At 39.5% G+C, this 12261-nt stretch carries 10 protein-coding genes and 1 pseudogene; 7 read left to right on the forward strand and 4 right to left on the reverse strand.

All coding sequences use genetic code 11. From position 1 onward, the window contains the following. The first annotated feature begins 308 nt into the window (after nt 1-308). A pseudogene (locus ACQKPA_RS27780) lies at nt 309-1528 on the forward strand (IS256 family transposase). 126 nt (nt 1529-1654) lie between these two features. Here the strand turns inward: ACQKPA_RS27780 and ACQKPA_RS27785 are convergent. Then, the gene (locus tag ACQKPA_RS27785) at nt 1655-2005 is read right to left on the reverse strand and encodes a hypothetical protein (protein WP_427495663.1); all 351 of its coding nucleotides are present in this window, start codon (nt 2003-2005) and stop codon (nt 1655-1657) included. Between the two features lie 183 nt (nt 2006-2188). On the opposite strand from ACQKPA_RS27785, the gene ACQKPA_RS27790 reads away from it, so the two are divergent. Further along, nucleotides 2189-2659 (forward strand): AbrB/MazE/SpoVT family DNA-binding domain-containing protein, encoded by a 471-nt coding sequence (locus ACQKPA_RS27790; protein WP_427495664.1) that lies wholly within the window; start codon nt 2189-2191, stop codon nt 2657-2659. Nucleotides 2660-3036: 377 nt separating this feature from the next. Here ACQKPA_RS27790 and ACQKPA_RS27795 read toward each other — a convergent pair whose 3' ends face one another. Beyond that, a complete protein-coding gene (locus tag ACQKPA_RS27795) occupies nt 3037-3594 on the reverse strand; it encodes an N-acetylmuramoyl-L-alanine amidase family protein (RefSeq protein WP_427495665.1) in 558 nt (185 codons plus the stop codon). 145 nt (nt 3595-3739) lie between these two features. On the opposite strand from ACQKPA_RS27795, the gene ACQKPA_RS27800 reads away from it, so the two are divergent. From ACQKPA_RS27800 to ACQKPA_RS27810, 3 genes are all read left to right on the forward strand, one after another. After that, entirely contained in the window at nt 3740-4258 is a 519-nt protein-coding gene (locus ACQKPA_RS27800; RefSeq protein ID WP_427495666.1) for a hypothetical protein, read from the forward strand. A 519-nt stretch (nt 4259-4777) separates the two neighbouring features. After that, nucleotides 4778-5386, forward strand: a complete 609-nt coding sequence (locus tag ACQKPA_RS27805; RefSeq protein WP_427495667.1) for a hypothetical protein — start codon at nt 4778-4780, stop codon at nt 5384-5386. A 300-nt stretch (nt 5387-5686) separates the two neighbouring features. Continuing rightward, nucleotides 5687-7288: a S8 family serine peptidase gene (locus tag ACQKPA_RS27810; RefSeq protein WP_427495668.1), complete on the forward strand. Its 1602-nt coding sequence runs from the start codon at nt 5687-5689 to the stop codon at nt 7286-7288. A gap of 736 nt (nt 7289-8024) precedes the next feature. Here the strand turns inward: ACQKPA_RS27810 and ACQKPA_RS27815 are convergent. Further along, nucleotides 8025-8375, reverse strand: a complete 351-nt coding sequence (locus ACQKPA_RS27815; RefSeq protein ID WP_427495669.1) for a DUF3221 domain-containing protein — start codon at nt 8373-8375, stop codon at nt 8025-8027. A gap of 273 nt (nt 8376-8648) precedes the next feature. Here ACQKPA_RS27815 and ACQKPA_RS27820 point away from each other — a divergent pair, with 273 nt between their 5' ends. Beyond that, a complete protein-coding gene (locus tag ACQKPA_RS27820; protein WP_427495670.1) occupies nt 8649-9101 on the forward strand; it encodes a hypothetical protein in 453 nt (150 codons plus the stop codon). Between the two features lie 502 nt (nt 9102-9603). Here the strand turns inward: ACQKPA_RS27820 and ACQKPA_RS27825 are convergent. Continuing rightward, nucleotides 9604-10766, reverse strand: a protein-coding gene (locus tag ACQKPA_RS27825; RefSeq protein WP_427495671.1) for an IS3 family transposase whose coding sequence is annotated in 2 segments (ribosomal slippage) — nt 9604-10502 and nt 10502-10766 — 1164 coding nt in all. Because the reading frame shifts where the segments join, the coding sequence is not laid out codon by codon here. A 409-nt stretch (nt 10767-11175) separates the two neighbouring features. Here ACQKPA_RS27825 and ACQKPA_RS27830 point away from each other — a divergent pair. Beyond that, complete coding sequence (locus tag ACQKPA_RS27830) at nt 11176-12249, forward strand: undecaprenyldiphospho-muramoylpentapeptide beta-N-acetylglucosaminyltransferase (RefSeq protein ID WP_427495815.1); 1074 nt, start codon at nt 11176-11178, stop codon at nt 12247-12249. Nucleotides 12250-12261: the final 12 nt, after the last annotated feature.

Genomic DNA, 12261 nt, shown 5'->3' on the forward strand with positions numbered 1-12261 from the left:
GAACGTACTGATTCAATATAAAGAAGAAGCACAGTTTGATGGTATTACAATTGTAAATTATTACTCAGGGTATTCCACTAACGGGAAACGTTAGTTCAATAAAACTTAATGTTGAGCAGGCTGCAGCAGCCTGCTCATATTTGATGTTGCCCGATCGAGCTATGCCATTCCATAGGGAATAATAGAAACAAAGAGGGCTTATATCGGACCGGACATAAAAAGAGCTGTCGAAACGAGTCTGTAAAATAGTTTGTGTAAACTCCCAAATCTATTAAAATGGAAAGTAATAGAAAGGTTGGGGAGAATACATGGGACTTTGGACGAAAGAGCAATTGCGAGCCTTCATTAAGGAGAACAAGCTGGTAACGGCACAAGACGCGCAGAATGCCTTGAAAGAACTGTTTGCTGAAACTCTGCAAGAGATGCTGGAAGCCGAACTCGATACGCATTTAGGCTACGAAAAGCATGAGGTCAAGGCCAAGATGACGCCAAACAGCCGAAATGGCAAGAGCAAGAAGACGGTGGTTAGCGAATACGGAGAGCAGGAAATTGCGGTTCCCCGGGATCGGCTCGGTGAGTTCGAGCCGGCTGTTGTGCAAAAGCACCAGAAGAATGTATCCGGCATCGAAGAGCAGATCATCGCCCTGTACGCCAAAGGTGTCAGCACACGAGAGATTCAAGACCATCTGCAAAACCTGTACGGCATTGAAGTCTCGCCTACGCTCATTTCCAATGTCACTAACAAAATCGTGCCTCTCATTAAGGAATGGCAGAATCGGCCGCTTCAAGGCGTGTACGCCGTCGTTTACATGGATGCGATTCACTTCAAAGTGAAGCAGGACGGGGCCATTGTAAACAAAGCGGCCTACATGGTGATCGGCATCGACCTGGACGGAAACAAGGATGTGCTGGGCATGTGGATCGGGGAGAATGAATCCAGTAAGTTCTGGTTAAGCGTCCTAAATGACCTGCGAAATCGTGGTGTCCAAGACATTCTCATCATCTGCGTGGACAATCTGAGTGGTTTCTCCGAAGCGATTGCTGCCTGCTATCCAAAGACCGAGATCCAAAAGTGTATCATCCACCAAATCCGTAATTCCACTCGCTACGTGTCGTACAAGGATCTCAAGAAAGTCACCGCGGACCTGAAGCCGATTTACAAGGCTGCCACGGAGGAAGGGGCGCTGCTGGAACTGGACCGCTTCGAGGAAGTCTGGGGCGCCAAGTATCCGCTCATTGTCCGCTCTTGGCGCAGCAACTGGGAGGAACTCTCAACCTTCTTTAAGTACCCGCCTGAGATCCGCAAACTCATCTACACAACCAACATGATTGAGAGTTACCACCGGCAGCTTCGCAAAGTGACCAAGGGGAAGAGTATTTTTCGACCGATGAAGCACTGCTGAAAATGCTCTATCTGGCCACGATGGATGTGACCCGGAAATGGACAGGCCGCGTCCAAAACTGGGGACAGATGCTGCTCCAGCTTTCGGTCTTCTTTCCGGATCGGGTCAGCAACTACTTACGTTAGAAACGCCAAATCCCCCCTCGGGGGGATTACTTGGAAATGAGTTTACACAGAAATCTTGACAGACCCGTCGAAACTTTCTCGACAGCCTTTCTTGAGATGCACCTTATAGAGGTTGCATCTTATTTCTTATTGCTTAATATATTCCCGGCCATTAGTTATAATCACCTTAGTTTTAGCTGTAACTTCATAAAGATCGTAAACAACTTCTTCTGAGTTGTTACCCTTCTCATTTACCGTTGATATATTTGCCGACCTTCTAAATTCACCGAATTTAGTGTAGATGGCTTCAACTTTCTCATTAATTTTTTGTTCCTCTTCTGTTGTTACAGGCTGTTGCTGGCTAAATGATGAAACTTGAATTTCTTTGCCACTAGACAAATCATCAGCAAAACTTGTTTTGATGAAAAGACCAATTACAAGAATTGATGCAGTAATGGAAAGAAGACCGACGGTAATTTTCACTTTTGACTTAAACATGAAATCATCATCACCTTTCAGTTTTCTTATTTAATAGTCACCCATAATATAAAACACTGAATTATATAGAAAAGTTGGTTCAAATAGGGAAATAAATCCTACATTTTTGATAAAATTAGGATTAACTAGCAATAGAAGTTATGTTGATTGCATAATGGTTATTTGCTTGAAGGAGGGAGCAACATGAAAAGTATCGGAATTGTCAGGCAGGTGGATGAGCTTGGCCGGATTGTAATCCCCATCGAATTACGAAAGGTTATGGGGATGAATGAGGGAGATTCTGTTGAGTTTTTTATGGATGAGCAGACGAATCGGTTGATGTTTCGTAAATATCAAGCTGGGTGTTTGTTTTGTGATTCGATGGACTCTATAAGTTACTTCCGAGGGCGGCAAGTTTGCTCATCTTGTTTACGAGATATGGTTCCTCAACCTGCCTTAGACTCGATGGCTATGCTTGAAAGCGCCGCCGCTTTGGAAAGCGGTGAACAACCGGAAAAAGAAAAGAGTGAAGGAAAAGGGGCGAACGCTTTGAGACGGCTCGCCGAGATGATGCAGACCTCTCCCAATGCTACACAAGGCGAATGGGCAAAAAAACTCGGTTTTTCCCAAGGTTACGTGAGTCAGCTAATTCGGAAGTTAGATAAAAAAGCCTAATTATAGCAATGTATATTAACCCGATCGCACACGTACAAACCGGTACATATGGCTAGTTTCTATAGCTTTGTCTAATTTAGCGCTCGGGGGCTGTCGAATGTCATAATAGATCAAGGAGCTGCAGATGGCTGAATACGAATGTTACAGATAAATATTACCTCCTTTCCCTGTCAGACGACATGCTTTCCTATCCAGTTTCTGCTGCAGTAAGAAACGATAAGAATACTGGTTTCGAATTGATATGAAATTCTTTTGAACTCAAAATAAGACCTCTTTCTACTCCTTAGAAGTGGAAAGAGGTCTTATTTTTACTGTTTTTGGAATCTTATCACTCGTATAAATGAACGCCCTTTTCATAAACAACCGAAGAGTCATTTTTAAGAAAGATAATTTCTAATCCCATCTACAATGGCGGAGGCTATACGCTCTTGTTTCCAAGCAGCATTTAGTTCATAATCGTCAATGACGCCAATTTCGATAAGAGATTTTGCACTCGCCTTAGTTGTATCACGTAGAATAGCAAAGTCAGCTGAATAACAACCAAAGACATCAAACCAAGGGGTACAAGCTCTTTGAATCGTCTCTGCAAAAGTTTTAGATGCAGTAGCGTTTTGCTGGTAAAACGAACCAATTCTTCCTCCAATTGCATTAACATGGATGCTGACTAAAGCGTGAGACGCAGGGATGTTATTATTAATATATGCGACACGATTATTGATATCAGTACCCGCAGTTGTACCGCCAAAGTCCTTATCAGTGGTACGGGTCATATAAACCAATGCTCCTTCATTCACTAATTTGGTTCTAATCCGTTGCGAAACTTGGAGAACGATATTTTTTTCAATACTACCACCCTCAACTGTTCCAGGGAATTTACCGCCATGACCAGGGTCAAGAATAATTTTTTTCCTTGTAGACTCATAAATAACTACCACCTTTGAAATTATTATTGAGAAACAATATGGCCATAATGCCTTCTCATATATTAGGGAAATTTAAGATATCATTTACAACTGTTATTTGAAGGTGATAAGTATTTTTTATAAAGAAAGGTGTAACAATTAGAAAGGGATGATTGATTTGAGAAGAGGTATTAAGAAGTTGTTGATCTCATTTTCTGTAATAGCATTGATTTTTGTATCTATATTTTTGATTAATCAAAACATCGAAAAAAATAGAAGCATAAAAGTGAAGTTGGAATCTATAATAGGTAGTTCTTTATTTCAAGTCTGGGATTTTTACCAGGGTATGCAAAACTACGAAGGTTTAGATAGAAACAATATAGAAGAAATAAATAATCGATTACAGAGTGTTCAAAGCTATTCTAAAGTTATTGATTCAGGAGTATCAACAAACTTATTGGGCCCTATTGCAGATAAAATGATTACAAAAATTAATACAATATCTTCAAATTTTAATAAAACAGGGATAATAAGTGTCAAGGATCAAGAAGTATTTGATCAGATGGTTCAAGATTCAAAAAGAATCTCTGACTTAATTACAGATATTTATTATGAAACGAACACTCATCAAGAAGGGAAAATAAAGCTTAAAATCACAAACTATGAAGAATTAAAGAAATTAAATGAGAAAATTTAAGTAAGGCGCTTATCGAAGTAGTCTTTTCTAAACATTTTATTGAAATGATAGAGTCCGATAAAATGTGGCTCACAGTCAACAGGAGCCCCGATCAATGCTTTCTAATAAAAGAACAGAGGATCGAGGGATATGAAAATAAAAAACAAGGAAATTGCCGGCAGACTTCGACCTTCTTTACGGCTTAAGGGTGCAAGATGGATCAGTGCTCGAACGTGTCCAGACAGTTGTCGGGGGACAAGAACATGGTCCCATAGAAAGTCGCTAAAATAGCGGCTTTTTTGTTTTATCGGTACAAGTTCTTGTCCCGAGTCGAGGACAAGAACTTGTACCGGTTGCCGTAAAGGACAAGAACATGAACCGATTACCGATTAGATAAGTATCTAACTATGTTTCCATGAAATTTCATTAAGCTAACGGGAAGAATTGCGCAAATTCCATTATTTGGTGTATTATATGAAGTGAAAAGGACGGGGGGAACGGTTACAGTGGGAAGAGTGAGAAAGGAGCGAAAATGTGAGGATGTATTCTAAAAGCAAAAGAATATTGATTGGTGTGTTTTTAATAGTTTGTGTAGTAGGAGGTGTAATGGTATTCCAAAGCACATATGTTAATAGTACGACTAATCAAAGCCATACAAATTCTCCTAACTATCCTGAAAATGAATATGGACAGACATACGGTTCTGCTGAAGAAACCACCTCCGTTGAAATGCTACCTGATTTAATCCATGCAGGAAATGTGAATGGCATTGATGGGTATTTGCTGAAAAAAGATTATCTCGGTGAACCTGGTAATGTCCCACTGTATGATGTTTATGGGAAAACCATAATTGGTTCTTTTCATATTAGCGCTAAGAATTTGAATTATCCTAAGAATAATAACGGACAAACATACGGTTCTAGCGCAGATGCCACTACTCCAGAAACGGAACCTAAATTAATCAGTGCTATAGGTGTGGATGGCACTGCAGGCTATGTGCTAAAAAAAGACTTAGATGGCGAGCTGCCAAAATCACCCGAGGAAGCCATTGCAATACAGAACAGTAGATCACCTGATGGTCGGGATATTCCGCTGTTTGATGTTGATGGTGAGACGGTAATTGGTGTGTTTCATGTTGGAGGAAAGTAATAAAATTAGATGATAAGTGTTACGCCTCCACAATGCATGAAGCCGGTTGAGAAAATCGTGATGATCTGAGGGGGATTTATGTGGAATGACAAATATCGAAAGACAAGAGCATGATGACTTTGAAAGTCGCATTCTATGCGGCTTTTTTTGTTTAAAGTTTGCAAATTTATGTAATAACTCAATGACAAAAATTACTCTCAAGAACTAACATGAGAACACACCTCAAAGAGCCTTTAAATGATAGGAATTAATTAAGTACAATGTGCTGATCGATTGTATTTTTAGAAGGGAGCTAAGAACATGGAATGGCCATCCATAAGAGATTTCCTCGATGTCCCATCGCACCTTACAGGAGAAAACATTGCTATCGCAGTAGTGGATGGATATTTTCCACCTCATCCTGATATAACAACAAACAATCAACGTCACGTTTACCTTGTGAAGACCTCAGAAGCAGATATAAAACCGCAATTATTTCAAAGAAGTGAAGCGCCTTGGAGAAGCAATCATGGACTAATGACAGCCGCTGCCGCCGCTGGCTCTGGATCGCTAGCCTCGGGATACTATACCGGTGCTGCACCTGAAGCTGATCTATATTTGCTGGAGACAGGGGCTTTTCGTACAGTTGAGGAATCAGAAGATAAGTTTGTCATAGCCTTAAGCTGGCTTCTAAAGAACTTTCGGAGATACGGTATACGCGGAGTTGTTTTAACGCTGGCTTATACGAGGGATACAGGGCTTCTTCCTTGGCAAGCAGATCCTATTAGGGTTTATTGTGAAAAACTGGCCACAGAAGGGCTACTTGTTGTTGTCGCTTCGGGGAATACAAAAGAGCTGACATGTAGCGGGCCAGCATCTTCACCGTCTGTTTTGTCGGTTGGCGGTGTAATCGTACCTCAAAATCAAGATGTGATTATTCCCTACCACGGCTGCCGAGGTATAACTTTTGAAGGAAAACGAATACCTGAAATCTTGGCTCCAGCTGAAAATGTAGTTCTTCCATTGCCATTTCAGTCCACTGATGAGTACGATAATCACTATACTGCTCCATTCGATAAGCTTCCTTATGGATACGCTAGAACAGAAGGAACCTCATATGCTGCTCCAATTGTCTTAGGTTGTGCAGCGTGTATTTGGCAAGCAAATCCAGAATGGACAGCAAGTCAGGTTGAATTCGCAATGAAAATGACGGCGGTTTATAAAGATGAGTGGCATGGCGCAGTCGCCGGGCTAGTCAATGTTAAAGCAGCCGCTGCGTATCCCGCCAAGTCTTTTACCAAAGCTCATAATCAAAATAACAATGAAACAGCTGTACTGGATGAAAGACGCTTAATTTCAAGTGTACTCTCTAAGGGGAACGAAATAAGTTGTTGTAAAACGACGGACGAACTGAAGATATTATTGATTAACTCTCCATTTCCTAAAGTCCGTGCTGCTTCACTGATTAAATTAGCTGCTTCGTCTGAGATTACATATAACATAATGGAAGTCATGCTAAATGATCTAAACAGCTACGTTAGAATGGCAGCATTGTTTGTCCTACATAATAGAGAAGATATGTGGAGTGAATTATCAAGTAAATTGATCGAACTATTTAAAGATCAAGATATTAACATTCAATACTGTGCCATCAAATTAGCATCTGTGATTGGAGATCCGTCTTTTATAAAGCCACTTATATCTGGACTACTCGATGATGCTGTGAAACAGCGAGTATCGACGTTTGGTGCTAGGTGTGAAGGACTTCAGCTTCTAACGGGCATCTTTTATGAACCAGAACCAGAGTTTCGAGATGGTCAATGCTTTTATTCAGAGTTAAGTACCCAATCACGGATTTCTGTTGCGTTAAAATGGCAGCAGTATACTGCAACTTCATCATATGAAGCAAACAGAGAAACGTAGTTTAACATCTTTGAATAAGTACGGAGATAATAGTGTAGGAGTTGCTGTAATCTAAAATACGAGAAACAAAAGCATCATTCCAAAACGAATATAAACCGTCTGTACGAAGCTAAACAAAATACAATTCTGAGCATTTAACTAAAGGAAACGTTAGTTAAAAACAAGAAAGCAGCCGGTCAGATTGATCATCTTCTTTCCTTAAGTTTACGGGCAGGATAGTTTGAATAACCGTATCATCGATAGTCGTAAAGCGAAGAATTGAATCGAAGTCGATGAAATACTATAAATTCGAGGAAAACAAAGAAGTATGAAAAGCCATGGAAGATGCTTATAGAACAGGCAAAGTAAGCCATCGGCCTGTATAACTTCCTTCAGGACGCTGTTTGGATTTTCTTGAGAGCTGTGAGATTAAGCCCATTGTCAATCAGATTTTAGCACATCTGAGCAAAACACCAATCGAGTTCTTGAGCTTGATAAACCATAATAGAAAAATACTGCTTTCGGCGAGGGACAAACACGTGCTGCTGTCGATGTTCACCATCAATGGGCGATGTGCAGTGTGGGGGTTGAAAAAAGGATTTACGAGATATGAGAGGAAGAGAAAATAACGATATATGGAGGGGGCGAGCTAATGTATGTTTTATAATAATTACAATAAAGTTAGGTTGAAGAACGCATAAACCTCAAGAATTTACCAACTAGAGATGATCAGTTTTTAACAATTCGGTTGAAAATTTTAATCTTCATATCTTTTAACTTCTATCGCTATAGCTTGAGGCGGGCTCGTAAGCAAAGTAGTTGGAGCTGTTACTGTAACTCTCTCACCAATTTCTAGATCCTCGTATAATTTAATATCTGTTATGTGGTAATAAATAACATCGTCTGGATTATCATTATTTAAATAGTCGGACAGCTCATTATTGGCTGCGTCATTTTTAGATATATTTCGTACGACTGCAATCATAGGTGTGTTATCATCGTTAATTACTTTATCAATAATAAAATCACTTTTCTCTACCTTGGATTGATTGCAACCAATGATTAAGCAACATAGTAATATCGTTATTAATGTTTTGACTTTTTTCATTTCTGTTCCTCCTATTTCATAGTTTGGACTGGTCTTATTAATGTACCTGAACTTTCTTCACAGAAATCACTACATCACTGGAGGTTGAAACGCTTTAGTTAGTTGTAGATGTTGATTCCCAAAATGAATAGCCACAAGTCCCTTCCCATGACAGTTTCATCTAAAATCAGTTCATAAATTATATAAAATTGGATATAAAGGATTAATTCTCTATAATAATATATAAAATTATACAGATAAAGTAATCAATAACATGAAAGGGGCATTAGGATTATGGCCATTACAAGACTTGGTAACTTTCCATGCATCATCAGAATAGTTTCTTTACTATCAGTTTTTACCGGGTTTTTGTACTTACCCTTCTTTTTAAACTTAGGATTACCGATATCCCTTGGACCAGAAATAACTCAAGCCACGATGGCTACAGAAAAGTGGGCATTATTTGCTGTTTTTGGTGGTTTCGGATTATTTGCCGGTTCTTTCTTATATAATTTATCACAAAGCCAACGTTATAAACGCTTTATTTTAGGAATCACGCTTTTTTCCATGTTATTACTAATTTTAGCGCAATTACCTCCACTATTTTTGTGGTTTTATGTGGGAAGTGCAGATTTCTCGTCGACAAGTTTACTGGGGCTTTTTTTACATTTAATATTGTTAGTTCTTGCTTTCTGGGGAGGCATAGCTACAATGCTTGCTTTTGGTAAAACAAACCTCACTTCCTAAGTAACTATCTGAAAACCTTATATCTTTATCAATTATCGGGATACTCTATAATCATTCTTTTCAAAGCTGATCTAGATAAATAATTAACAAGGCAATCGCTATTACAGAGAGATCGAGCCATAGAAAGTAGCTAATTTTAGCGACTTTTTTGTTTTATCGGTACAAGAACTTGTACCGATTGCCGAAAAGGACAAGAACATGAGCCGATTACCGATTAGATAAGTATCTAACTATGTTTCCATACAAATTCATTAAGCTAAAGGGCAGAATAGTTCCAATATGTGGGGTGGCATGTGGTTTGGGTACAGTCATTACGCTAACGGCTGCAATATGAAGAGATCTTCGTTGTAATATAATGGATATAAGAGAGAAATGAGAGGATTAAACATGTGGATCAGAAATCAGATCATAGGATGGTGTCGAAGGACAAGAAAATGGTCCCATAGAAAGTCGCTAAAATGGTCATAACCCTGTCAAGTAGACAGTACAAAAAAGACATGATTTAAGCTGCGGCCGTTTCCCGGTATTCTACCGGGGAACGGTCGTTTAATTTTTTCTGGAATCGGTTCTGGTTGTAGAACAGAATGTATTCGCTCACTTGCTGCTCAACCTCCGCTTTGTTTGCTGCCTCATTCAAGTATATTTTCTCGGTCTTTAAATGAGAGAAGAAAGACTCGATACAAGCATTGTCCAGGCAATTTCCTCGCCTAGAGTGACTGCCTAGCATGCCGAGTTGTTTCAGTTTACGGTTAAATGGTTTTGACGTGTATTGAAATCCTTGATCCGAGTGTAGGATTACCCCACTCACATTCACGTGCTGACGGAGTCTATCCAGCGTTTCATGAACCAAAGCGAGGCCATTTCGTTCCGAAAGATGCCAAGCTACAATCTCGTTATTGTATAAATCCTGAATCACAGACAGGTACGCAAATTGTTCTCCAGCTCGAATATAGGTAATATCTGTGACCAGTTTAGTTCGTGGCGTGTCCGCCTTAAACTGGCGCTGAAGCCGATTCGGATTCACCACAGAAGCTTGTTTTCCAATGAATCGACGCTTCTTTCGAATGACAGAACAGATTCCTAATTGTTTCATTAATCGGTACACCTTTTTGTGGTTGACCCTAATGCCTTCCCTCCGTAAAGCTACCGTCATTCGAAGATAGCCAAAGTAGGGATGAATGCGATGGATGGCAAGCAGATGCGATTCCAATTCATGCTGCTTTTGTCTACGTTCTTTTGCCGCCTGCAAGCTTTTTCTCCACTTGTAATAGCCTGAACGGGAAACCGCGGCTAACTTCAAGAGCCAAACAAGAGGATGCCGTACTCGCAAGTCCTCTATGATCTGAAATCTAGCTGCTTTACTCGTCACTCCTTGTGTAGATTTGGATACTGCTTTTTTAAATATTCAATCTCCGCTCGCAAGTATGCCATCTCTTCTTCCATACTGGAAAACTTCGTTCTGGGGCGTCCCCGTTTGGATGTGGCAGGTTCTAGGCTCATTCCACGTTTCGTTTTCGCCGCCCATACTTGTACTTGAGATTTATTTTGAATATCTAAACGTTTTGCTACTTCACGAATACTCATATGTTCTTCGTTGACCAGCCGGGCCGCCTCCAATTTCAATTCCAAGGAGTACCGTCGGTAAGCTTGTCCTTTTTTAGCCATGAAAAAATCCCCTTCGTTAGGCAAGATTAAGTCCATCTTAACAGATGTCTTTTTTCTCTTGTCTACTAAAAGGGGATAATACCAATTATGCGGCTTTTTATATTTATGTTATCAAGTTCTTGTCAAAACACAATGACAAGAACTTGATAACAATCCCGACTGATGACAAGAACATTGTCACATTCCCGATAGGATTTCATCGACGGCGGTAAACGGCCTTTTTTTAATAAACTAACGGGCAGGATAGTTTAAATAACCAAAGAAATATTAAGATAAGAGCAAGTGGACTGGTAGCCGATGAATGTGATCGGCTGCTTATATTCAATTGACGTGCGAGTTAACAACACTTGAGATATTTAGAAAGTGCATCGAGTATAATGAACTAAAACAACATCGGTGGGTGGTTAAAATAAAAAAAGTAATTTTTACTGGCGGTGGATCTGCAGGACATGTAACAGTCAATATTGCTTTGATTCCTGAATTTATCCGTTCAGGCTGGGTAGCCGAATATATTGGTTCAGTGGATGGTATTGAACGGCAACTAATCACATCTAACTTTAATGTGAAATACCATTCAATCTCTACAGGGAAGCTACGACGGTATCTAGATTGGAAGAACGTAAAGGACCCATTTAAAGTGGTGAAAGGAATTTTCCAAGCATACCAACTTCTAAAGAAGCTGCAACCAGATATTGTGTTTTCTAAAGGCGGTTTTGTTTCTGTACCAGTTGTCATTGGTGCATGGTTGAACAAGATTCCAGTTATCATACATGAATCTGATTTAACTCCAGGCTTAGCCAACAAGCTCGCAAGTCCGTTTGCTAGTCTGATATGCACTACTTTTCCTGAAACAGCTTCTGCCTTTAAGGATCGTAAATGTCATTATGTAGGACCCGTTCTTAGAGAAGAATTAACAAAGGGAAATGGGGAACGTGGACGGGCATTTGTGGGGTTTTCCAACAATAAAAAGCCCACAATACTAATAATGGGAGGGAGTTTAGGATCACGGAAAATCAATCATGTAATTAGAGAATCTTTAAGACAATTAACAAAAAGATTTCGAGTCATTCATATTTGTGGAAAAGGACATCTTGATTCTTCAATTTCAAATTCTGAGTACCGCGAATATGAGTATATAAATGAAGAATTACCAGACATATTAGCCATGTGCGATATTGTAATCTCACGAGCTGGTTCTAATTCAATTTTTGAGTTTTTATCTTTAAAGAAACCAATGATTTTGATTCCTTTAACTAAGGAACAAAGTAGAGGAGATCAACTTCTAAATGCAGGTTCTTTTGAAAGCAAGGGTTACTGTAAAGTGCTACATGAAGAACAATTGAACACTGATAGCTTGATTGCTAGTATTAATGATTTATCAGAAAGAAAGGAACAGTATATTGAAAATATGAGTTCTTTCGAACGTAATAATGCTGTAAATCTTATCTACAATCTTCTTATTGAAACTGCGAAGAAGACCTAAATTATAAATAAG

The organism is Paenibacillus sp. NPDC093718 (assembly GCF_050279985.1).
Classification (GTDB): Bacteria; Bacillota; Bacilli; order Paenibacillales; family Paenibacillaceae; genus Paenibacillus_AQ.

Bases quoted from the DNA above. Each gene is read 5' to 3' on its own strand.
- ACQKPA_RS27810 (WP_427495668.1), top strand. From the start codon at position 5,687: ATGGAATGGCCATCCATAAGAGATTTCCTCGATGTCCCATCGCACCTT.
- ACQKPA_RS27790 (WP_427495664.1), top strand. From the start codon at position 2,189: ATGAAAAGTATCGGAATTGTCAGGCAGGTGGATGAGCTTGGCCGGATT.
- ACQKPA_RS27785 (WP_427495663.1), bottom strand. From the start codon at position 2,005: ATGTTTAAGTCAAAAGTGAAAATTACCGTCGGTCTTCTTTCCATTACT.
- ACQKPA_RS27805 (WP_427495667.1), top strand. From the start codon at position 4,778: ATGTATTCTAAAAGCAAAAGAATATTGATTGGTGTGTTTTTAATAGTT.
- ACQKPA_RS27820 (WP_427495670.1), top strand. From the start codon at position 8,649: ATGGCCATTACAAGACTTGGTAACTTTCCATGCATCATCAGAATAGTT.
- ACQKPA_RS27815 (WP_427495669.1), bottom strand. From the start codon at position 8,375: ATGAAAAAAGTCAAAACATTAATAACGATATTACTATGTTGCTTAATC.